At 68.2% G+C, this 23,769-nt stretch carries 14 protein-coding genes; 9 read left to right on the forward strand and 5 right to left on the reverse strand.

The genetic code is table 11. From position 1 onward, the window contains the following. The first annotated feature begins 36 nt into the window (after positions 1 to 36). From OXG83_07115 to OXG83_07130, 4 genes are read left to right on the forward strand one after another with little or no spacing between them, the layout of a single operon-like run. The gene (locus OXG83_07115; GenBank protein MCY3964788.1) at positions 37 to 2,079 is read left to right on the forward strand and encodes a VWA domain-containing protein; all 2,043 of its coding nucleotides are present in this window, start codon (positions 37 to 39) and stop codon (positions 2,077 to 2,079) included. Between the two features lie 14 nt (positions 2,080 to 2,093). Continuing rightward, the gene (locus OXG83_07120) at positions 2,094 to 4,190 is read left to right on the forward strand and encodes a VWA domain-containing protein (GenBank protein ID MCY3964789.1); all 2,097 of its coding nucleotides are present in this window, start codon (positions 2,094 to 2,096) and stop codon (positions 4,188 to 4,190) included. 13 nt (positions 4,191 to 4,203) lie between these two features. Further along, positions 4,204 to 6,279 carry a VWA domain-containing protein gene (locus OXG83_07125; GenBank protein MCY3964790.1) on the forward strand — a complete coding sequence of 692 codons (2,076 nt, stop codon included), beginning with the start codon at positions 4,204 to 4,206 and terminating at the stop codon, positions 6,277 to 6,279. A gap of 18 nt (positions 6,280 to 6,297) precedes the next feature. After that, positions 6,298 to 7,842, forward strand: a complete 1,545-nt coding sequence (locus OXG83_07130) for a VWA domain-containing protein (protein ID MCY3964791.1) — start codon at positions 6,298 to 6,300, stop codon at positions 7,840 to 7,842. Positions 7,843 to 7,881: 39 nt separating this feature from the next. On the opposite strand, the gene OXG83_07135 is transcribed toward OXG83_07130, so the two are convergent. After that, complete coding sequence (locus OXG83_07135; protein ID MCY3964792.1) at positions 7,882 to 8,892, reverse strand: hypothetical protein; 1,011 nt, start codon at positions 8,890 to 8,892, stop codon at positions 7,882 to 7,884. Between the two features lie 85 nt (positions 8,893 to 8,977). On the opposite strand from OXG83_07135, the gene OXG83_07140 reads away from it, so the two are divergent. The 3 genes from OXG83_07140 (at position 8,978) to OXG83_07150 (ending at position 15,184) form a co-directional block, all read left to right on the forward strand. Next, on the forward strand, positions 8,978 to 11,080 hold the full coding sequence (locus tag OXG83_07140) for a 3-hydroxyacyl-CoA dehydrogenase NAD-binding domain-containing protein (protein MCY3964793.1): 2,103 nt from the start codon (positions 8,978 to 8,980) through the stop codon (positions 11,078 to 11,080). 120 nt (positions 11,081 to 11,200) lie between these two features. Beyond that, a complete protein-coding gene (locus tag OXG83_07145) occupies positions 11,201 to 13,195 on the forward strand; it encodes a PQQ-binding-like beta-propeller repeat protein (GenBank protein MCY3964794.1) in 1,995 nt (664 codons plus the stop codon). Between the two features lie 54 nt (positions 13,196 to 13,249). After that, entirely contained in the window at positions 13,250 to 15,184 is a 1,935-nt protein-coding gene (locus tag OXG83_07150; GenBank protein MCY3964795.1) for a CocE/NonD family hydrolase, read from the forward strand. Between the two features lie 28 nt (positions 15,185 to 15,212). Here the strand turns inward: OXG83_07150 and OXG83_07155 are convergent, their stop codons facing one another. The 4 genes from OXG83_07155 to hflX all read right to left on the reverse strand — a co-directional run bounded on the left by OXG83_07155 (position 15,213) and on the right by hflX (position 18,699). Beyond that, positions 15,213 to 15,989, reverse strand: a complete 777-nt coding sequence (locus OXG83_07155) for a 4'-phosphopantetheinyl transferase superfamily protein (protein ID MCY3964796.1) — start codon at positions 15,987 to 15,989, stop codon at positions 15,213 to 15,215. Beyond that, entirely contained in the window at positions 15,986 to 16,450 is a 465-nt protein-coding gene (locus OXG83_07160; GenBank protein ID MCY3964797.1) for a DUF393 domain-containing protein, read from the reverse strand. The genes OXG83_07155 and OXG83_07160 overlap by 4 nt, the downstream gene beginning before the upstream one ends. 43 nt (positions 16,451 to 16,493) lie before the next feature. After that, a complete protein-coding gene (locus OXG83_07165; protein ID MCY3964798.1) occupies positions 16,494 to 16,964 on the reverse strand; it encodes a thioredoxin family protein in 471 nt (156 codons plus the stop codon). A 64-nt stretch (positions 16,965 to 17,028) separates the two neighbouring features. Continuing rightward, complete coding sequence (hflX, locus tag OXG83_07170; protein ID MCY3964799.1) at positions 17,029 to 18,699, reverse strand: GTPase HflX; 1,671 nt, start codon at positions 18,697 to 18,699, stop codon at positions 17,029 to 17,031. A gap of 273 nt (positions 18,700 to 18,972) precedes the next feature. On the opposite strand from hflX, the gene OXG83_07175 reads away from it, so the two are divergent. Together OXG83_07175 and OXG83_07180 are read left to right on the forward strand one after the other, a co-directional pair. Further along, entirely contained in the window at positions 18,973 to 21,054 is a 2,082-nt protein-coding gene (locus OXG83_07175; GenBank protein ID MCY3964800.1) for an Rne/Rng family ribonuclease, read from the forward strand. Positions 21,055 to 21,503: 449 nt separating this feature from the next. Next, the gene (locus OXG83_07180) at positions 21,504 to 23,768 is read left to right on the forward strand and encodes a xanthine dehydrogenase family protein molybdopterin-binding subunit (GenBank protein ID MCY3964801.1); all 2,265 of its coding nucleotides are present in this window, start codon (positions 21,504 to 21,506) and stop codon (positions 23,766 to 23,768) included. Position 23,769 lies beyond the last annotated feature (1 nt).

The following is a 23,769-nucleotide window of genomic DNA, read 5'->3' on the forward strand; positions in this document are numbered from 1 at the left end:
GTCGTCGTACCAGTCCGGGCCGAAGCCATCCACGCGATGGCTCGTGTCGCGTTTGTCCTGATGCTGTCGCTGCCGGCCCTCGTTCCCGGCCATGCCCAGGAGGTCCCGGCGAACACCAACACTTCAACCTCCGCCCACTCTGCCGGGGAGGACGTGCCGCTGGCCCCTCTCCTGGGGCCCTGGATGCGGAACGAGGCGCTCAGCGAAGATCCCCTTCTCCAGACCGAGAGGACGTGGCCGGGACCGGATGCCACCGCCGTGCTCATGCTGAAGCTCGCCGAGCAGGCCGCCGCTCAGCTCGACACCGTTTCGGTCCGGATCATGGAGAACAGCCTCGTTCTACTCGACGATCGGGGCGACGTCGCGCGCTACCCCCTGGATGGACGGTTCCAGGGCAGGGGCGTCAGCGGACGGGTCGTTCGAAGCGTCGACTCGGTCACCATCGAGACGATCGGCGCCGACTGGCAGAGGATCGAGACGTTCTACCGTGACGGAGACCGGCTGGTGCTGATCAACGAGCTCCGGGATCGCCGGCGTCGCAGCGCGGACTTCCGCACGGTCTACGAGCGGCCGGGCAGACTGCTCAGTACGGACCCTCTGCCAGGGGAGGGCGCCGTCACGGAGGGCGCGGCCATCCGCCTCGTGCCACCTCAACGAGGACGCAGTGAACTGCTTGGCGGCAAGGTCGAAGTCCAGACGTTGATCATCGATCCACTGATCGTGGCGGTCGAGTTCTTCGTGGACGGACGACTCGCCGGGCGAACCAGGAAGCCTCCGTTTTCTACCCGCCTCCAACTGGCCGTTCCGCCTCGCGAGCAGACGCTCGAGGTCCGGGCCTGGAACACCATGGGTGTTTTCGCCGGCAGCGACCGGATGACATTGAACCAGATGAACACGCCTTTCGGTGTGCGCATCACACGGATTCGTGGCAACCCAACCGACAGCTTCGACTCTGCCCGGGTCGAAGCCGCGATCTCGGTGCCGCGCACCGCTACCCTCCAGCGGGTCGACTTCCACCGCGGTCAGGAGCGGGTGAGGACCGTACGCGACTTCGGCGACCAGGCTGCCGCCGGCCTCGCGCGCACGGTCATCGTGGAGGCCGAAATGGAGTACGGGCCCGCCGACGGCTTCGTCCGCGTCAAGGCGACTCTCGCCGACGGCCGCTCGATGGAAGACGCGGAGATCCTTCAGGGCGCCGACTACCGGAGCGAGATCGACGTCCAACTGGTGCAGCTCCAGTTGCTGGTGACGGACCGCAAGGGCAACCCCGTAAGCGGCCTGGCGCCCGGTGATTTCGAGATCCGGGAGGGTGGCAGGCGGTACCGGCCGGAGGCGCTTCTGAGCGCCCGCGACGTCCCCCTGGTCCTGGGACTGGCGATCGATTCCTCCGACAGCATGCTCCGAGCCTGGAGCGAGGTGAGGGAGGTCGCGGCGAACTTCCTCGACGTGACGCTGGCGGCGGAAGACCGGGCTTTTCTGGTCGACTTCGACGACACCGTGAGCCTGCGCCAGCCACTCACGAACGACAAGGCACGGCTCATCCTGAGCATCGATCGACTCATCCCCTTCGGCGGCACCGCGATCAACGACGGGATCCTGTTCTCGCTCCTGCAATACGGGCGTGAACCCGGCCGCCGCGCCCTGGTCGTCGTAACGGACGGCGCGGACGAGCACAGCCGCTCACGCCCCGAACAGTCCGCGGACTACGCGGCGCGACTCGGCCTGCCGATCTACTTCATCGAACTCGATCCGACCCTTGCCGGGACCGAAACGAAGGACGGCTGGGGTGTGACCGATGTGTCGGGGGCGTTGCGGCGGAAGAAGGCACGGAAGCGACTCGAGCGGATCAGCCGGGAGACGGGGGGGCGTCTCTTCCACGTCCCGCTTACGTCCGACGATCCGCCGTGGGCCGAGCGAATCGAAGCGGTCTTCGACCGAATCGAAGAGGACCTGCGCAACCAGTATGTGCTGACGTACTACAGTGACCGGCCCCTGGGTGTGAGAGCCGAACCCGAAGTCCGATTGGTCCGGCGCAGGCTCAGGCTGAGGAGCGCGGTGCCGCTCGAAGGCATCGACTAGGCCTCCCAGCAGAGATGCAAGCAACACCTTCGCCTCCAGCCTGGACGAACGCAATCCGGACGACGAAACTCGTCGTGCTCGCGTTGGCGATCTGGCTGCAAGCCATCCACCCCGCGTGGCCGCAACCCGCACCGGCCAGCAACGAGGCCTCCCCCTACGGCGAAGAGACGCACGACGGCGTTTCATTGACCCCTCTGCTGGGCCCCTGGATACGGAACGAAGGACTCAGCGAGGATCCGGTTCAAAAGACCGCGAGTCTGTACCCCGGGAACAACTACGCCGCGCGGCTCCTGCGGAGGTTGGCCGAGGACGCTGCCGATCGGTTCGACACCTTCCTGATCCGGGTCAAGGATGGGTCGCTCGCGATCCTCGACGGCCGGGGCTCCCTCCGTTGGTATCCGCTCGACGTCGGGAAGTACCACAGTCATCCCAAGAAGATCGAGGGCCGCATCCTCGACCTCGACGAGTCGCCCGAGATCGAAACCTCAGACTCGGAGTGGCGGCGGGTCGAGACGCTCCGCCGCGACGGCGACCGACTGGTGCGAATGGCCGAGTTTCGGGGCCGCACGACGGCAGGCGTGAAGTTCCGCACCGTGTACGAGCGTCCGGAGCGCGTCTTCGGATCGAATCCTGCCGACATCCGCAGGCCGCAGCCCCTCGCCAGGCCGGTGGCCTTGCGGATCGTCCCGCCCCTGGGCCGATACGGCGAACTGCTGAGCGGCAGGCTCGAAGTCCAGACTCTCGTCATCGATCCGCAGATCGCAACGGTTGACTTCTTCGTCGACGGACAGCCTGTCGGGCAGGTGAAGAAGCGGCCCTTCGCGACGCATCTCAAACTGGCCAATCCGCCCCGCGAGCAGAGACTTGAAGTCCGAGCCTGGGGGCCCGTCGGCGAGTTCATCGCAAGCGACACGGTCGTCCTGAACCGGCTCCACAGGCCGTTTAGCGCCCGAATCACGAAGATTCGCCCCGCCCATTCCGGCGAGAACGCCCCGATCCGGGTCGAGGCAGCTGTCTCGCTGCCGCGCGACGCGGTGTTGGAGCGGATCGACTTCTACCGCAGTGACGAACTCGTCTCCACATTGGATGACTTCGCTGAACAGGCAGCGCTCCGCGCCACGGGTACGGCCCACATCGGGGCGCTGATCGCCGACATTGACGCCAACGACTTCGTCCGCGTCAACGCACGGCTGGCCGACGGTCGCGAACGGGAGGACGCGGAACTCCTCCAGGGCGCCGACTACCAGAGTGAGATCGACGTTCAACTGACCCAGATCCAGGTCCTGGTGACAGATCGCCGGGGCAATCCGGTCAGCGGCCTGGCACCCAGCGACTTCGAGGTCCGCGAGAACGGCCAACCGCGCCCTGTGGAGACAGTGCACACTGCCCGCGACGTCCCGCTGGTGCTAGGTCTGGCAATCGATTCGTCGGACAGCGTGCTGCCGATCTGGCGAGAGCTACACGCCATTGCCGCGAACTTCCTCGAGGCCATCCTGGCGCCGGAAGACCGGGCATTCATCGTGGACTTCGACGACGTGGTGAGGCTCCTCCAGCCACTCAGCCAAGAAAAGGAACTTCTGTCCCGCGCTCTGGGTCGACTGACCCCGTGGGGCGGCACCGCCGTGAACGACGGGCTCCTGTTCTCGCTCCTGCAGTACGGTCGCGAACCCGGCCGCCGCGCGCTCGTCGTGATCACGGACGGCCTCGACATCCACAGCCGCACGCGACCCGGACAGTCCGCCGACTACGCGCAGCGCCTGGGGCTCCCGATCTACTTCATCGAGCTGGCCCAATCCGAAGAGACGTACACCGTTCATGACCCGTTCGCGTGGGGGGCAAGGAGGGTGGAACGGGAGGCGAGCGGCCGGCTCAGGCGGATCAGCCGGCAGACCGGCGGGCGTGTCTTTCCCGTCCGACTCCTCGACGACGATCCGCCCTGGGTCGAGCGGATCGAACAGGCGTTTGACCAGATCGAAGAGGACCTGCGGCATCAGCAAGTTCTGACGTATTACAGCGATCGGCCACTGGGCACCGCCGTCGAACCCGAGATCAGGGTGACCCGGCGCGGCCTCAGGCTGCGGAGCGCGGTGCCACTGGAAGGCATCGAGTAGACCTGCCCGAGAGATGCGTACGGAAACCGCAGCGCCGGTCCTGGCGAGTCTCGGGCGGACGATGGTCCGTGCGGTCATTGCCTGGACGCTATTGCCGACCGCCGTCGTCCCGGTCGCCGCCCAGGACGCACCTGCCGTCAGCCAGGTCGTCCAGGACGGCTCCGAACCGGAAGTCGACCCCGGGCTGGCCCACCTCCTGGGGCCGTGGATACGCAATGACTCGCTCAGCGAGGATGCGGTCCTCAAGAACGAGAGCATGTGGCGCAGCCGGAAGGTCATCCCGCCCATCATGGTGGAACTGGCGACCAGTGCGGCGGACCGCCTGAGCGCGGTGGAGATTCGCGCCGACGGCGAGCAGTTGCTGCTCAGGAACTCCAGCAACGAGGAAACCGCCTTCAACCTGGACGGGCGACTGCACACCGATCCGGCGGGCAACCAGAGTCAGGTGCTGCTGGCCGACGGTACATTCCGGACCGAGCTGTTCGTCGCCGGCTGGCTCGTGGTCGAGACCTTCTACCGGAGCGGCGACCAACTGCTGCGGATGACGGACATTCAGAATGCCCGATATCCCAGTCTCAGGGTCCGCACGGTGTACGAACACGATGGTGGCGAACCGCCACCCGGGTTTCCGGCCGGCGGCGGCGTTCACCGTCACGACCGACAGGCCGTCATCCGCATCGTGCCGCCGGAACGCCGCTACCGCGAGTTGCTCAGCGGCAGTGTCGAGATACAGACCCTGGCCGTCGACCCGGTGGTCAGCGCCGTCGACTTCTTCCTGGACGGCCGCCACATCCGACAGGTCCGCAAGCACCCGTTCAACACCCATCTCGAACTCGCCAGCCCGCCGCGGGAGCAGACGCTAGAGGTCCGGGCCTACGGTTTCCAGGGCGCGTACGCGGGCGCCGACCTGATCGTGCTCAACCGGCTCGACGCGCCCTTCGCCGTCCGCATCACGGACCTCTCCGGCGCGGCGGCGAACGGAGCCGAAGCCGTGCGGGTCGAAGCCAGGGTCTCGGTGCCCCGGTCCTCCACGCTCGAGCGGGTCGACTTTTACCGCAGCGAGGATCTGGTCGCGACCGTGAACGACTTCGGCGGCACCGCCGAACCCGGGACCGCACGCACGATCCCGGCGGCCGCGATGATCCCGGGGGTCGAAGCCAGCGACTTCGTCCGCGTCTCGGCGACGCTCGCGGACGGCCGCTCGCTGGAGGACGCCGCGCTCGTCGAGGGTTCCGAGTACCAGAGCGAGATCGATATCCGGCTGGTCCAACTCCAGGTGCTGGTCGCCGACCGCGACGGCAATCCGGTCAGCGACCTGGCGGCGGAAGACTTCGAGATCCGGGAGAACGGCAAGCGCCGCCGCGCCGAGGAGCTGCACACGTCCCGGGACGTGCCGCTCGTTCTGGGTCTCGCGATCGACTCCTCGACCAGCATGGAACCGATCTGGCTGGAACTCAGGTACGTCGCCGGCCGATTCCTCGACCGTACGCTGGCCTCCGACGACCGCACCTTTCTCGTCGACTTCGACTCCATGGTGCGCCTGCTGCAACCATTGACCGGAGACAAGTCGCTACTGTCCGCCCGGCTGGATCGTCTGATTCCGTTCGGAGGCACGGCACTCAACGACGGCCTCCTGTTCTCCCTCCTGCAGTACCGGAACGAGCCGGGGCGGCGCGCCCTGGTCGTGATCACCGACGGCATCGACAAGCACAGCCGCTCCCGCCGGGAACAGGCCACCGAGTTCGCCGAGCGCCTCGGCCTGCCGATCTACTTCATCCAGCTCGACCCGAGCGGTCTACGGTTCGAGAGCGGAAGCCTTGCCGCCATCGGCATCGCCCGGCCGCGGCTCCGGCGGATCAGCCGGAGAACCGGCGGACGGCTGTTCACGATCGAACTCTCGCCCGACACGGCTGCCTGGACCGCTGAACTCCGGGCGGCCTTTGACCGGATCGAGGAGGACTTGCGACACCAGCATGTCCTGACCTGGTACAGCGACGCATCGTCGGACTCGGCGTCGGTTCCCAGGGTCCGAATCACCCGGCGCGGCCTCACGTTGCGGAGCGCGGTGCCGCTCGCAGGGATCGAATAGCCCGAAGAGGACAAGCAGGTGAGAGCCTTACCATCACTCCGGGTCGGCGTCGCGGCAGCGGCCATCCTTGCGCAGGCTCCGGCGCTCTCTGCCCAGGATGCCATCCGCATCATTCCACCCGACCGCGAGCACCGCGAACGGCTCAGCGGTCGGGTGGAAGTCCAGACTCTGATCATCCATCCGTTGATCACCGCAGTCGAGTTCTCCCTGGACGGCGACCGCGTACAGCGAGTCACGGAGAAGCCCTTCACGACGCACATCGAACTCGCCGATCCGCCCCGCGAGCAGGCACTCGAAGTTCGAGGCTTCGACGAACAGGGGAAACACCTGGGCAGCGACCGGATCGTCCTCAACCGGCTCGACGTACCCTTTGCCGTGCGCATCCTGGAGATCCGCCGCGAGCAGGCGAGCGAGTACGCGACGGCCCGGGTCGAAGCCGCCGTATCGGTGCCGCGATCCGCGACTCTGGAACGGGTCGAGTTCTACCGCGGGGAACGCCTGGTCGAAGCCCTGCGTGACTTCGGCGAGGAAACGGCTACCGGCGCGCCGCGCACGATCGCCGTCGAGAGCCTGATGGAGTGGGTGCCTGCGAACGGCTTCGTCCGCGTCGTGGCGAGGCTCGCCGACGGCCGCGAGTGGGAGGACGCGGAGCTCCTGCAGGGCGCCGAACATCGGGGGGAAATCGATGTTCAACTGGTTCAGCTTCAGGTGCTCGTGACCGACCGCAACGGAAACCCGGCGAGCAATCTGCGGCCCGAGGACTTCCAGGTCCGCGAGAAGGGCGAGCGGCGCCCGGTGGAAGGTCTTCACCAGTCCACCGATGTCCCGCTCGTCCTCGGGCTCGCAATCGACTCCTCAAGCAGCACACGGCTCATCCGGGGGAGTCTGATCGAGGTCTCCGCCAGCTTCCTTGAAGCCGCTCTGGCGACAAGCGATCGCGCCTTTCTCGTTCACTTCAACGACGCTGTAGCCGTGCTACAGCCTCCGAGCGGGCACAAGGAGCTCCTCACCAGCCGATTGCACTACCTCGATCCGAAGGGCGGTACGGCGCTCAACGATGCGATCCTCTTCTCCCTGTTGCAGTACCGCGACGAGCCTGGGCGCCGCGCGCTCGTCGTGATTTCGGACGGTCTCGACGAACACAGCCGGTCCGAACCGAATCAGGCCGCCGACTTCGCGAAGCGTCTCGGTGTGCCGGTCTACTTCATCCAACTGGAGCCGCTGCAAGCCTGGGTCCTCGTCAGCAGATCAGACAGATCACGAAACAGGTCCTACTCCACTACCGCCAGGCTACGAGAACATCGGAGGGCCCGGCAGCGTCTCCTGCGGATCAGCGAGCAGACCGGTGGGCGCCTTTTGCCGGTCGGACGTTCAACCGGAAGCGTGCCCTGGCCGGAGCAGCTTGCGACCGTCTTCCGTCGGATCCAGGACGATCTGCGGCACCAGTATGTCCTCACCTACTACAGCAACCAACCACCGGGCGCCGCTATCGTGCCGGAGGTCCGAGTGACCCGGAGGGGACTCAAGCTGCGGAGTGCGGTACCCCTCGGGGCGATCGAGTAGCAGTTGCCGGCACCCGGCGGCAGGCTCGGGCCTTGGCCCCTACTGGCCGCCGCCAGTCACCGCGGCTTCCCGCTCCTGGGCCCGGGCGCCGGAGAGGATGTTCGTCAGGCCGTAGTTGCCCTCGTGGCAGGCGTACTCGAAGATCGGCTCCTCCGTGCGGGCGAGATCGATCATCATCGTCCAGGGGCGGACCCAGGTCGCCTGATCTTCGTATGTGATCTCCCACTCCATCGTGTCCGGGCCCGTGCGCGTGAAGCGCTCGACCACCTTCAGACCGTCCGTCGCCCTGCCGCTGGCTCCGCCGGCGGCGGAGTAGTTCGTCGTCTCGACCACCAGCGAGTCGCCCTCGAACCAGCCGCGCGAGTTGCCGTGCCAGAGGCGCAGGTCGTCGGGGAGCGCTGCCGGATCCTCGAGCGGGATGATCCGCACGTCGTGGATCAGCTCCTGCAGGATCGCGACGTGGTCGGCGGTCTGAAAGAACTGGAAGTAGCTGTTGTACCCGGCCAGGGTGTTCGGCACGCCGAAGGTGATGCAGCGCACGCCTAGGGTCATGTCCTCGGGGCCATCCGGAACCTCGTCACCGTAGGCCACCGCCGCCCGCATGCGCTCCATCGCCGGCTCCGTCAGGGCCGGAATGCGACCGTTCGGCGGGTCGATCACGAGCGAAGTGCGGTTGTTCAGTTCCCGGTCGACGAGCCAGAACGAGTTGTAGTTTCCGGTGACCTGGTCGAAACCACGGAACTCGGGATCCTCGAGGACCCGCTGGATCAGGTAGTCGCCGAGAAGATCGCCGGCCTGGGAACCCTCCCGGATCTCGTCCAGCCTGCGCTTGAGATCGGCGAGTTCCTCGTCCGTCAAGGTCGCCTTGTCGCCGAAGGCCTTCGGCCGCTCGAGCGGCGTGGCGCTGTTGTTGGCCCAGATTCCCTGGAAGTCGGGGTGGCCGTCGGCGGTCCGTGGGGCGGACCACTCCTCCGCTCCAGCGGTCGTTGCGACCAGAAGCAGGATCAGGAACGTCGGCATCGGAGCACGGGCGAAGTCATTTCTCGGCATCATCTCAACCTCCCGGTCGACGGAATCACCAGTATACGAACGGCCCGGTATCCTCCCGGCGCCAATTCCAGGGGAGACCACCGCCATGCAGCTCAGCCAGTCCGTAGCCATCGAACGCCACGAGGAGCCGGGAGTTGGAGTCATCGGCGCGATCTGGATCGACAACCCGCCGGTCAACGCGCTGAGCCAGCACGTACGCGAGGGGCTCGCGGCGGCCGTGCCAGCAGTAGCCGACGACGCCGAGATGCAGGCGGCCGTCCTGGTCTGCCGCGGCCGCACCTTCATCGCCGGCGCAGACATCCGCGAGTTCGGCAAGCCGCGCCTGCCCCCGGACACGAACGAGGTCCGGCGGATGATCGAGAAGTCGCCCAAGCCGTTCGTCGCGGCGATTCACGGCACCGCGCTGGGCGGCGGGCTCGAGATGGCGATGGCGTGCCACTTCCGGGTCGCCGACCGCAACGCGCGGCTGGGCCTGCCCGAGGTGAGGCTCGGCATCCTGCCGGGCGGCGGCGGCACCCAGCGTCTGCCCCGCCTCGTCGGCGTGCCACGGGCACTCGAGATGATCACCAGCGGCGAGCACATCACCGCCGCCGAGGCCCTTGACCTGGGACTGATCGACGCAGTAGCGGGCAGAGAGGGGGAAGACGGCCTCGCCGCCGCCGCGTTCCGCTTCGCCCTGCGCGCCGTCGCGGAGGGACGGGGCCTGCCCCGGGTGAGAGACATCGAGAGTCACCGCGACGCCGTCCGGGAGAACCCGGGGATCTTCGACGAGTTCCGTCGCCGGATCGCACGCCGAACCCGGGGCTTCAACGCCCCCGAAGTCTGCATTCAGTGCGTCGAGGCAGCGGCCGCACTGCCATTCGACGAGGGACTCAAGCGCGAGGCGGCGCTGTCGCGGACGCTCCATGCCGACCCGCAGTCGCGGGCCCAGCGCTACTACTTCTTCGCCGAGCGCGCCGCGCGCAAGATCCCCGACGTCCCGGCCGAAACCCCAGTGCGCGAGATCGCCAAGGTCGGCGTGCTCGGCGCCGGTACGATGGGCGGCGGCATCTCGATGGCGTTCGCCAACGCCGGGTTCCCGGTCTCGATCGTCGAGCAGGACCGCGACGCTCTCGACCGCGGCCTGACCACCGTGCGGAGCAACTACGAGCGCAGCGCCGCGCGAGGACGCTTCACGATCGACCAGGTCGAGGAGCGGATGGGCTTGCTCGACGGCGGCACGGACCAGGACGCGCTCGCCGAGTGCGACCTCGTGATCGAAGCGGTGTTCGAGGACATGGAACTGAAGAAGCATGTCTTCGGCCAGCTCGATCGGATCGCGAGGCCCGGCGCGCTGCTCGCGACAAACACCTCCTACCTGGACGTCAACGAGATCGGCGCTGTCACCGACCGGCCGGAGGACGTCGTCGGCATGCACTTCTTCAGCCCGGCGAACATCATGAAGCTGGTCGAGGTCGTGCGGGGCGAGAAGTCCGCGGCCGACGCGGTCGCCACGGCGATGTCGATCTCCCGCGCCATCGGCAAGGTGCCGGCCCTGGTCGGCGTCTGCCACGGCTTCGTCGGCAACCGGATGCTCTTCCAGCGTCGCCTGCAGGCCGACCGGCTGGTGCTCGAGGGCGCGCTGCCCTGGGACATCGACCGGGTGCTCTACGACTTCGGCATGCCGATGGGCCCCTTCCGGATGAGCGACCTGGCCGGCCTGGACGTCGGCTGGAACGCGGAGACCTCCTCGTCCAGCACCCTGCGCGAGATGCTCTGCGAACGCGACCGCCGCGGCCAGAAGACGGGGCGCGGCTACTACGTCTACGACCAGGCGACACGGGCCGCCGCGCCGGACCCGGAGGTGATGGACCTCGCCCGCGACCTGGCGGGCCGGCTCGGGATCGAGCAGCGCGACATCGGCGACGAGGAGATCCTGAACCGCTGCCTGCTTTCCTCCGTCAACGAGGGAGCGAAGATCCTCGAAGAAGGCATCGCGCTGCGCGCCAGCGACATCGACGTCATCTGGATCAACGGCTACGGCTGGCCCGTCTACCGCGGCGGTCCGATGTTCTGGGCCGATGAGTTCGGCCTCGACCGCATCGTCGACATCCTCGACGACTACGCCGCCCGTTTCGACGCCGATCAGTGGCAGGCCGCACCGCTGCTGCGGGAGACGGCGGCCGCCGGCGACCGTCTGAGCGGCTAGCGACTCGGCTTCGGACTCACCCGCCCGCTCCGGGCCACAGGGGGTAAGGGTCCCAGCGGCCCTGCGCTGGCTGGACGCCGTGGGCGAACCGAGCCCGGATCTCGCTGCTACTGTTCTTCGATGCCCAGCCACCGGACTCTGAGGTTGCTGCCCCTCGGGCTGACCATGGTGCTCCCGGTTGCCGGGTGGGGCCAGGAACCCGGGGACACGGACTGGCCCGTCGTCACGGGCAACAACGCGAGCCAGCGATACGCGCCGCTGGGGCAGATCGATCGGCACAACTTCGGCGAGCTGGAGATCGCGTGGCGGTGGCTGTCGCCGGACAACGAGCTGATGGAGGAGAACGAGGAGCTTCAATCGCCGCGGATGAGGCCGCGCCGGCACGAGGCGATTCCGATCAAGGTCGGCGAGAAGCTCTACGTCACGACCGGCTTCGGGCAGATCGCGGCCATCGACATCGAGCGCGGCCAGAGCCTGTGGACCTACGATCCCGAGGTCTACTCCCAGGGCCCGGCCGCCAACATCGGCTTCATCCATCGGGGCGCCGCCTACTGGAAGGACCCCGATCTGCCGGACACGGGTGGCCGCCTCCTCTACGCGGCAGCGGACGCCGTGCTCCGCGCGGTCGACATCCTGAGCGGCGAGCCCATCGAGTCCTTCGGCGACGGCGGCCAGGTCGACCTGACCCTGGGGCTGCGGCGCCCGGTACCCCGACGGGTCTACGGCTCCAGTTCTCCGGTCTCGATCTGTCGTGACGTCGTGATCGGCGGCTCGTCGATTTCCGACGGACCCAGGAACCCGGAGTTTCCGCCGGGCGACGTCCGCGGATTCGACGTGCGCACCGGCGAACTGCTTTGGACCTTCCACTCGATTCCGCAGGAGGGCGAGTTCGGGCAGGAAACGTGGGAGGACGGTTCGTGGCAGTACAGCGGCAACACGAACGTGTGGCCGATGATGAGCGTTGACGAGGAGTCCGGCCTGGCCTATCTGCCCTTCAGCACGCCGACCAACGACTGGTACGGCGGGCACCGCCTGGGCGACAACCTGTACGCCGAGTCCCTGGTCGCCGTCGACTGCAGGACGGGCGAGCGGCGGTGGCACTTCCAGACTGTCCACCACGGCCTGTGGGACTACGACCTGCCCACCTCCCCGATCCTCGGCGACATCGAAGTCGAGGGCCGGACGATCCACGCCGCGATGCAGCTCTCCAAGCAGGGTTTCGTCTACGTCTTCGACGCGCGCACCGGCAAAGAGGTGTGGCCGATCGTGGAGCGCGAGGTGCCGCAAACCGGCATCGTCGGCGAACGGACGTCGCCGACCCAACCCTTCCCGACCAGACCGCCGCCGTTCGAGCGCCAGGGCATCACGTTCGACGACCTGGCGGACTTCACGCCCGAGCTGCGCGTCGAAGCGCCGAAGATCGTGTCCCGGTACCAGTACGGTCCCCTGTTCACGCCCCCGACGGAACGCGGAACCTGGCTCATGCCCGGCTGGGGCGGCGGAGCTAGCTGGCCCGGCGGCGCCTTCGACCCGGAAACGGGCATGCTCTACGTGCCTTCGTTCACCTGGCCCGTGGTCAACGTGCTGAGCAGGCCGGACGCGAGCCGCTCGTCGTTCGACTACGTCGGGCGGATCCTCCGCGACGTTCGCGGTCCGGACGATCTTCCCCTGTTCAAGCCGCCCTACTCGCGAGTCACCGCCTACGACATGAACCGCGGCGAGATTGCCTGGACCGCACCGCTGGGGTACGGACCGGTTCGGCATCCGCTGCTCGCGGAACTCGACCTGCCGCCCCTCGGGGGCGGTGTCCGCGCCCACATCCTGGCGACGAAGTCCCTGGTGATCGTGACGTCCGGCAGGTCGCTGGCCTTCGCCGGCCTCGAGGACGAGGCCGCCGCCGAGGGCTCCGGGCGTGATGACTGGCGTGTCGAGACGCCGATGCTGCGGGCCTTCGACAAGGCGACAGGTGATCTGATCGGAGAAATCGAGTTGCCCGCCCACTCCGACGGCAGCCCGATCACCTTCCTCCACGGCGGCCGCCAGTACATCGTGTTCGCACTGGGCGGCCGGGGGACCCTGCCGCTCGAGTTGATCGCCTACCGCTCGCCCACGTGACGGGAGACGGACCCACCAGATCCGGAAGGGCCGCAGGGCCTCGGGAGCAACCAGATGAGAACCCCAACGAGCATCGTCCATGTCGTCGTGGCGCTTGCCGGAGTCGCCGCGATCGCCGCCACGCTGGGATGCACGCCAGGCAGCGCCGATCCACCGGCATCGGGTGCCGGCCAGCCGAGCAAGTTCGGGACCTACAAGCGGGAGCCAGCCTACGACGGCGCGAACCGCTACTCCGTCTACGTGCCGATGCCTGACGGCGTGCGCGTCTCGGTCGACTACTTCATCCCGACAAGCGAAGGCGTCGAGGCGTCGGAGCCTCTGCCGACGATCCTCCACTACACGCGCTACACGCGCGCCTTCCAGGTCGAGGACGACGAGGGGGCCACGAGGATCCTCGCGCAGGCTGAACGGGATCCGCTGCTCCAGCACGTCCTGCACCGCGGCTACAGCGTCGCGGTCGCCGACGCCCGCGGCACGGGCGCCTCGTTCGGCGTCCACAACGGCGCCTTCTCGATCGAGGAAACCGCCGACTCGTACCACATCGTCGAGTGGATCGCCGCTCAGCCGTGGTCGGACGGCAACGTGGGCATGCAGGGGCGCTCCTATCCCGGCATGACCCAGTACCAGGCCGCGACCCAGGCGCCGCCCGCGCTCAAGGCGATCTTCCCGGAGATGGCGGGCCCCAGGGCCTACGACTTCGTCTTCCGCGGCGGCACTTACAAGAACGAGTTCATCGACACCTGGGGCGCCGGCACCAGGGCCGCCGATCTTTCGACGGCGGCCGCCCCGGTCGACGAGGACCCGGGCGGCGCGCTCCGCGACGCCGCGGTCGAGGAACACGCAGCCAACCTGTGGGCGCAGGACCTGGTCGGCACCGAGACCGCCGCGTTCCGCGACTGGGTCTACGAGACGGAAACCGCCCGCGCCGACTGGAACAGCATCGCGACGATCGACGACCTGGAAGCGATCGACGCGTCGGGCATCGCGATCTACCACCTGGTCGGCTGGTACGACATCTACACCTCCCAGCAACCGATGCTCTACGCCAGCCTGGAGGCCGCGCCCCAGAAGATGGTCATCGGCCCCTGGATTCACAGCGGCGGCTACGGCGGCGACGTCCACAAGGCCGAGTTCCTGCGCTGGTACGACCACTGGCTCAAGGGGATCGATACCGGGGTGATGGACGAGCCGCCGGTCCACTACTACGTGATGGAGGGCAACCACACCCTGCCAGAGGATCCGGCGGTCGATCTCAGCCTGGACGAGGAGCGGTCCGAAGATCCCTCTACCTGGATCGGGACCGACGTCTGGCCGCCGGAGGGACTCGCCACGCGACGCTTCCAGCTCGCCAGCGACGGCGCGCTCAGCGACAGCGCCGGCGACCCCGGCCACGACGAGTACACGGTCGACTACACCTCGGCCATGGGCTCCTTCTCGCGGTGGATGAACGGCCACGGCTCCCGCCGCCAGGACCGCGCGGGCACCACTTTCTTCGACGAGCGCTCAGCCGAGAACGGCAAGGCCCTCACCTACACGACGGAACCGATGGCCGAGGCGATGACGATCACGGGCTACCCGGTCCTTCGCCTTTCCGTCACCTCGACCCACGACGACGGTGACTTCTTCGTCTACCTCGAGGAGATCGACGCGGACGGCCGGTCGCACTACGTCACCGAAGGAGCGCTCCGCGCCTCCTATCGGGCTGTCGCCGAGGCGCCGTGGAACGACTTCGGCCTGCCCTTCCATCGCGGCAACCAGGAGGATGTCGAGCCGCTACCCGACGGCCCGGCGGAACTCCTGATCGACCTGATGGGAACGGCGATCACGATCGACGAAGGCCACCGCCTGCGGCTGACGATCGCCGGCGCCGACGCCGCCAACCACGCGCTCTACCCGGACCCGGAAGGCGGCGACGCGCCGACCGTGACGATCCACCGCGGCGGCGACGACGGTTCCTGGCTGGACATGCCGGTCGACAGCGACGGTTGAACACCGCGGGGCGCACTTCGTCGCGCTTCTACGGCACATGCTTCTGGCCGTCACGCTCCGCCACGACCAGTGTCCACACGCGAGGCGGGTTCGCAAAGCTCGTGTCGGCGTCTCTGTCCGAAAAGGCGTACCAGCCCATCAGCGGCACGGCCACGTCCGTCACGTCCGGCTCGAGCCGGGCTCGAAGCCTGAGCCGACCGTACCGGCCGGCCTCCTCGCCGTCGCGGCGTTCCAGCTCGACATCCGAGAAGCCGAGAACCAGCCGGTAGCGGGGAAACAGGGCCTTGTACACACCTTCCTTGGCCGAGAAGACGAGGGTGAACATCTCCGCTTCGGTCAGGCCGCCGGCGCCTCCCTGACGGAGACTCATCTCGCGTTCGGTAAGCACCCGTGCACCGAGCCGCCCTGCCTGCCGTGCGGAAACGACGCGTTCCACATCGACGCCGAGCCCCCGGTACCGGTCAGCCGCCGCAACCGCGGCGAAGCCGAAGCCGGCACCGTGGGAGATCGAGCCGACCACGCCCTGCGGCCACCGGGGAACATCGTCATCGTCGCCGCCGATCTCGCCCTCCGACGCATCGGCCCCCAGTAGCTGCCTCAGCGCATACGCGGCACTAATCCGGCCGGCAAGGTACTCCCGCCGCCGCTTGTCGATGGCGCTTTCGAGGGCACCGGGCAGGCTGAAGCCGAGCTGTCGAGCTTCCTCGATCAGCTCTTCCAGCGGGCCGATCTCGTGCGCCGCGACGCTGATGTCGCGGGGAAGGCTGCCCGTCAGGCTCGGAGGCACTCCCCGGGCCGTGCTCACGCGAGGAAGTAGCGCCGCTGCTCCGGCGTCGGTACGGGACACTCCGCCAGCCGGCGGCCCACCTGTTCGCGGTTTCGCGCCAGGATCCGGTAGCCCCAGTCGAGCACGGCTCTCGGCACGACCCGCGCGAGCAGGGCGAGCCAGCGTTCCGGGCCGTCCAACCGCTCCGCCAACCACAGCACCGCTGCGCTGCGGACCCTGATCTCACCCGGCAAGGGCGAAGCTGGAGTAGCGCCCGCGTGCGTTGCCGGCAGAATCTCAAGCACCATGCTGTCCAGATCGGCAAGATCGGGCCGGACGGCGGTCAGCCGCTCGAACGACTCGCCGTCCTGGGGCGCGAACCGGACGCCGGACGGTACGCCGCGCAACAGACATCGCGCCACCGACCAGTTGCAGAGCGCGCAGTCGCCGTCGTAGTAGACGATGGCCCTGGGCGGCCGGCGTTCGCGGCGCTCGTCCATGGCGACCATTCTAGGAGTCCGCCCGCAGCGACCGCTATCGGACCTACCTGTTGGCCGCCTCGTCCAGCACGCGCAGGAAGGCCCTGCCGGTCATCAGGCGAGGTTCGCCCTCGACCATCTCCATCCGTTCGACGTACGAGGCCGTCTTGCCGTCGGCGCTGTACATGACGAGGGTCGGATAACCGCGCACGCCGAACCTCCGGGCCAACTGGCTCTCCTGCCCCCCGGACTCGGGGTTCATCCGCACCGCGAGCATCGCGTCCAGGTAGCCGTCGACCTCATGGTCGGTCAGCAGCTCACGCTCGAACTGACGGCAGTAGGGGCACCAGTCGGTGTAGATGTACAGGAACAGCGGCAGGCGGTCACGCTGCTGGACCTCGAGCGCCTCAGCCAGCCCGGCGGCCCCTTCGTACCAACCCTCGAAGTCGGGGCGGCCCGACGGCGAGTCGGAGGCCGTCGCCGGCGCCGCAAGGGAATGCGCAAGCAAAGCCGCGGTGCCGGCCAGGAGGAGCATCGCGAGCGCTCCCCAACCGATCCTCCGAAGCCCCGGACAACACTTCATGGCGTGTTCGATCGTATCAGCGCGCGGCGGCCGATCCGCGGCCCAGCCGGGCCCCCGGCAGGAGCGGCGCGGCCCGCCCCATCGCCTCCTCGGCACGGTCGATGAGTCGGCCGAAGCCGGCCCGCGTGCGCGCGCTGACCGCGACCGCCTCGAGCTGGCCGGCCATCTGTCGCGCGTGCTCGTCCGTCACCAGGTCGCACTTGTTCAGCACGACGAGGAGCGGCTTCGAGTTGAGCGAGAGCTCCTCGATCAGCCGTTCCACCGTCTCGACCTTCGTCCGCCATCCCCGATCGGCGGCGTCGACGACATGGAGCAGCAGATCCGCGTCCCCGAGTTCCTCCAGCGTGGCGCGGAACGCCCGCACGAGATCGGGCGGCAGCTCCGCGATGAAGCCGACCGTATCGGTGATGACGACTTCGCCCTCACGCGGAAAGCGGATCCGCCGACTCGTCGGGTCGAGAGTGACGAAGAGCTTGCCGGCGGTCTCGACCTCACTTCGCGTCAACGCATTGAGCAGCGTGCTCTTGCCCGCGTTCGTGTAGCCGATCAGGGAGAGAACGGGCACCCGGCGGTCGCGGCGTCGACTGCGGGCCACGTCCCGTTGCCTGGACAGCTTCTCGACCTGCCGCTCCAGGTTGCGGATCCGGTCGCGGATCCGCCGCCGGCCCACCTCGAGGACCGTCTCGCCGGGGCCCCGGCCGCCGATGCCTCCGGTCAGTCGCGACAGGCCCGCGTCCTTCTCGGTCAACCGCGGCAGCGAGTAGCGCAACTGCGCCAGCTCGACCTGGAGCTTGCCGTCGCGCGAACGCGCCCGCTGCGCGAACACGTCGAGGATGAGTTGGGTGCGGTCGATCGCCTTGAGGCCGGTCGCGTCCTCGAAGGCCCGAGCCTGGGCCGGCTTCAGGTCGATGTCGAAGATCGCCACCTCCGCCCCGGCGCGCATGCTCTGCAGGACGATGTCGGTCAGCTTTCCCCGCCCCACGACCGTCCTCGGATGAACCCGCGACCGGCGCTGCCTGAGCGTCCCAGCGACCTCGACGCCCGCCGAACGGACCAGTTCGACCGTCTCGGCGAAGTGATCGTCCTCCGGCCGCACGCCAATCACCAGCGCCCGCTCCCGCGTCGCTTCGCGACCGCCACGGTAGCGGCCCATTTCCCGCTCGACGGCCCGGATGGTAGCCCCGAAGTCGAGTTCCAGTTCGTAGACCTGCGGCGCTTCCACGCGCAGGAATGGGCTGGTCCCCGCTGCGCCGTCTGCCGCCGTGTCCGGAGCCAGGTACGCGACTTCGATCCCGCCGGCCGAGCCGTCCTCAAGGGCCTGCACGACGGCCACCATGTCGAGCCGCAGCAGCGCCAGATCGTTCAGGTCGTCGGTGGTCAGCCCCTCGCCACGCAGGTGAGTGTGGACCAGACGCAGCCGCCGGAAGCGTCCGGGACCGCCTCTCAGACGCCCGATATCCGGAATCTCGAGCTGCCTGGCGTCGCCGACGATCACCTTGCTAACCGCGCCCCCGCGGGTGAGCAGGACCCCGACCTGGCGCCCGATCTCACGCGAGAGCGCACACAGATGACGCGCCAGTTCGGTCGACACGACCTGGTCCGGACCGACTTTGCGGCGGTAGGTGCGCTCGAGCGCGCCGCGTTGCGCCGCCCTCAGTCCGCGGATGTCCCCGTGTAGCGCTCTCATCACCGCCGACCTGCCGCTTTCGGTCGCAAAACCAAGAAACTGCTATGCTTGGCGCCTCGGCGGCGACGTTCGGTGCACCGAAGGCTATACCCACGCCGCCCGGAATGACGATCCGGTTCTTCAAGCTTCTCGCGCAGGTGGAACTGCAGCGAACGCGGGGCAGCCGCCCAGCGGATTCCGTTCACGGAATCCCGCCGTGGCTTGGCGCCCGTGCAACCGGAAACGTCCCACCCGATTCAACCGACGGCGGATTCGCCGTCACCCGGAGACTTTGTGACCCGACGAATGCTCATCAACGCGCAGAGTTCGAGCGAGCTCCGCATCGCCATCGCCAACGACTCGGTCCTCGAAGACCTCAAGGTCGACATCGCCGAGCGTGGGCTCACCCGCGGCAACATCTACTACGGCAAGATCGCGAACATTGAGCCGAGCCTGAACGCCGCCTTCATCGACTACGGCGCCCCCAAGCACGGCTTCCTGGCCATCCAGGACGTAGTTCCCGACGCCTACTACCAGGCGGCCCCCAAGTCGAAACGACCGAAGATCGAGGAGGTCCTCGTCCGCGGCCGCCCGATCGTGGTTCAGGTCACCCGCGAGCCCGAGGGAAACAAGGGCGCCGCCCTGACCACCAACCTGAGTCTGGCGGGGCGCTACCTCGTGCTCACGCCCTTCGACAAGACCTGCGGCGTTTCCCGCAAGGTCGACACCGAGGAGGTCCGCCTCAAGCTGAAGGCGATGGCCGAGGCACTGCCCGTCCCCGACGGCGGCGGCGTGATCGTGCGTACCAACGCGCTCGGCCAGACGAAAACGGCGCTCAGCCGCGACATGAACGCCCTGCTCCGCTTGTGGAAGCGCATCTCCCGCGATGCCCGCGACTCGAAGGGCACGAAACTGCTGTACAGCGACCAGGACATCGTGCTCCAGGGCCTTCGCGACTACCTGGACAGCTCGATCCAGGAGGTCTGGGTCGACGAGGACACCGCGCACGGTCGCGCCGAGCAGTACATGCGCGCCTTCATGCCGCGCAGCAAGACCTCCCTCAACCGCTACACCGGTCGCCGGCCGTTGTTCTCGGTCTACGAACTCGAACCCCAGATCGAGAACATCTTCGAGCGGCGCGCCGACCTGCCGTCGGGCGGCTCGATCGTGATCGACCCGACGGAAGCCCTGACCGCGATCGACGTGAACTCGGGGCGCTCGAAGAAGGCCTCGAGCCAGGAAGAGACCGCGACGAGCACGAACGTCGAGGCCGCCGCGGAGGTTGGCCGGCAACTCCGGCTGCGCGACATCGGTGGTCTGATCGTGGTCGATTTCATCGACATGCGCAGCCCCCGCAACCGCCGCAAGGTCGAGAAGGCGATGAAGGACGCGATGAAAGCGGACAAGGCGCGCTTCACGGTCAGCCGGATCAGCGCCAATGGACTGCTCGAGATCAATCGCCAACGGATTCACCAGGCACTCCAGTTGCGCACCCATGGCGACTGCCCCAACTGCGCCGGGACCGGGCGTGTCGCCAGTCCGGACCTCCTCGCCCTGCGCCTCCTCCGCAACATCGAGTCCCATGGCGCCGGCGGCTACATGCGGGGCGTGCAGATCGCCCTGCAACCCGAACTCGCCGACTTCCTCCAGAACCAGCATCGGGAGGCGCTCGTCCACCTGGCCAGGGAGTTCGATATCGAGATCGAGATCTCCGGGCAACCGCACATGGACGGCCGCGAGCCTGAGATCAGTTGGATCGCGCGTGACCTCGCCGAAGTGAAGAGGAGGGAGAAGGAAGAGGCGAAGGAGAAGAGACTGGAGCAGGAGATGCTCGCCACTCCGTCGATCGGCGACACCGACGCCGAACCCGCCCAAGCCGACGCGGCAGCCGGCGAGAGTGAGGTCGACAGCACACCGAAGCGGCGCCGGCGCCGGGGCGGACGCAGGCGCCGGTCCGCCGCCGCACGCAAGGCCAGAGCGAAGGCCAAGGAGGAGACTCCGAAGGAAGACGGCGCCGCCAAACCGACCGAGCAGGCCAAGAAGGGCAAGAAGGCCAAGCCGTCCGAGCACGCCAGAGAGAGCAAGAAGACCAAGGCGCCCAAGCAGACCAGGAAACCGAGGCAGGCCAAGAAGAAGAAACCGAGTCCCGAGAAGGCGAGCGGGACGGCGGCGACGGCGGCCATCAAGGTGCCCGGCATCGATACCCCCTCGGCGGAGGATGCGGCCGGCGGCCACGGCAAGGTGAATGAAGCAGCTACGGCGAGCGGCAATGGAGCGCCACGCCCCACGAGGCGGCGGCGACGGCGGCGACGGCCGCGGCGACCACAGGCCGCGACCGCCGGAAGCGACTCGCCACCGGCGGAGACCGGTGCCTGACTGTTGCACTAACCTCCTGAGAACACGGAGTTTGACAAGGAGCCGACCGATCCATAACTATCCCTTCGTAGTCGTTCCGCCCGCGCTGCGAGGCGTTGGCGGCGGTCCCGGGGTCAGTCGGGGCGATCCTGCGACCGGGCGGGGTGGGACCCGCCGCATTGTGGATGAGCCCGGAAAGGAGGTGGTCCAGTGGAGTACTGCGGTAACGGCTTGATGGAGGTGGCGGCTCCCTAGGAACACACCTCGGTGTAGGACCACTTCCTCCGGGAAGCAATCCCACGCCATCTCATCGGCCACGAGCCCCGAGGCGCATTCGCCCTCGGGGCTCTTTTCATTCGAGTCACGGCCTCCTCTTCCCCTCGGACCCCGGTTCCGTACAATCGCTCACCGCAACTCGGAATCCCATTCGCGCGCGAGACGACTGGCGCGCGATCTGTCGGAGACTCAACATGACAGCGATCGGCACCCCCACCAAGCTCCTCGAGGGCGCGCCCAAGGTCAAGGGCTCGCTCCGTTTCTGCGGCGACCTCGACCGGCCCGGGCTCCTCCACGCCCGCCTTGTCACAAGCCCTCATGCCCACGCCGAAGTGCTGAGCATCGACACCGCCGCCGCCGAGGCGATGCCGGGGGTGGCCGCAGTCATCACCGCCGCCGACCTTCCCGCGCTGCCGCCGAGCAACCGGGCGACCCTCCTTCTGGCGCGCGAGCGGGCGATCTTCGTCGGCCACCCGGTCGCGCTCGTTCTCGCCCAGAACGAGGCGGTGGCCGCGGACGCCGCGGATGCCGTCGCGGTCGACTACCAGCCGCTCGATGCCGTCGTGACGATCGAACAAGCGGAGGCGCTCGACGCTCCAGCGGTCTGGCCCGACGGCCTTCCCGGCCAGTCGGAGGAGGCAGCCGCGCATGGAGCCGGCGACGTGTCGGAGGGAGATGAGGCGGTCGCCTCGTCACCCAACGTGACGAACAGGATGCGCTTCGAGCGCGGCGACCTCGAACGCGGATACGCCGAAGCGGACGCGGTCGTCGAACGGATCTTTCGCACCGCGTCCGTCCACCAGTCCTACATCGAGCCTCACGCCTCCCTGATCGATCCGGACCCGATGGGGAACGGGATGACCGTCTACAGCTCGACCCAGGCGCCCTTCTTCATTCGCGATGCGATCGCCGGCGTGCTCGGCATGCAGCAGGACCAGGTCAGGGTCATCGGCACTCCGGTCGGCGGCGGGTTCGGCGCCAAGTTCGTGTTGTACGAGCCCCTCCTCGCGCTCGCCGCGGTCCAGCACCAGCGACCCGTCCGCCTGGTGATGACGCGGACCGAGGAGATGCTGGCGGCGACTCCGGCGCCTTCGACCCGGATCACGATTCGGGCAGGAGCGAAGCGGAACGGAGAACTCACCGCACTCGAGGCCGATCTGGCGATCGACTGCGGCTGTTTCCCCTCGTCGATGACCGCCCTTGCCGGAACCCTGCTGGGAAGCTCCTACCAGACACCCAACCAGGCCGTGGGCGGTTTCGAGGTCACGACGAACAAGCCGTCGGTCGGCGCCTATCGCGCGCCGCTCGCTCCCCAGGCGGCGTTCGTCGTCGAGACGGTCCTCGACCAGCTCGCTCGCGAACTCGACCTGGACCCGGTCGAGTTCAGGCTGAAGAACGCCTCGGAGAAGGGCAACCCGATGGCGTCCGGAATGCCCTGGGCCGGGATGGGTCAACGACAGGTGCTGGAAGCTCTTCGCGATCATCCGGCCTGGCAGAACCGCGAGCAGGCACGCGCGGACGGACGGGGCGTCGGCATCGCGCTCGGCGCCTGGCCCGGAGGCACGGAGCCGGCTTCCGCCGCCTGCGCGCTGCAGACGGACGGCACGCTCAAGGTCCATATCAGCACTGCCGACATCAACGGCACGAACACGAGCATGGCGCTCATGGCGGCCGAGGCGTTCGGACTCGACCCGGACAAGGTCACGATCGCGACGGGCGACACATCGTCGGGGCCGTACGCCGGGGCCTCGGGCGGCAGCAAGACGATCTATACGGTCGGCCCGCCGGTCATCCAGGCGGCCCAAGAGGCGCGCCGTCAGACGCTGGAGCTCGCGGCCCAGACGTTTGAAGCGGACCCCGAGGACCTCGAGATCGTAGACGGCGCCGTCCAGGTCAAGGGCTCGCCCGACAAGGCGATTCCACTCAAGAAGATCGCCCAGCGGACCATGCGTTTCGGCGGCCGACAGGCGCCCGTCTTCGGCCACGGCCGGCACGCCCAGACCAGCCAGGCGCCGGGCTTTTGCGCCCAGCTCGCGGAGGTGAGCGTGGACCGGGAGACCGGACGGGTCGACGTCGACCGGGTCGTCGTCATCCAGGACTGCGGGCGGGCGATCAACCCGGCCGCGGTCGAGGGCCAGATGATGGGCGGGGCCCTGCAGGGCATCGGCTGGGCGCTCTACGAGGAAATGGCGTACAGCGAGGACGGCCAGCTCCTGACGGCAACACTGAACGACTACGCCCTGCCCCACTCCGCCCAGAGTCCGGCCGAGCTCGAGACAGTCCTGGTCGAGGTACCGTCGGACCACGGGCCCTTCGGCGCCCGCGGCGTCGGGGAGCCGCCGGTCGTGCCCACCGCGGCCGCCATCGCCAACGCGATCGCAGACGCCTGCGGCGCGCGACCGACGGAGCTACCGATGACGCCGCCCAGGGTGCTGGACGCGCTCAACGGGTCCGAGTAGG

It is taken from the genome of Acidobacteriota bacterium, from assembly GCA_026707545.1.
Lineage (GTDB): Bacteria > Acidobacteriota > Thermoanaerobaculia > Multivoradales > Multivoraceae > Multivorans.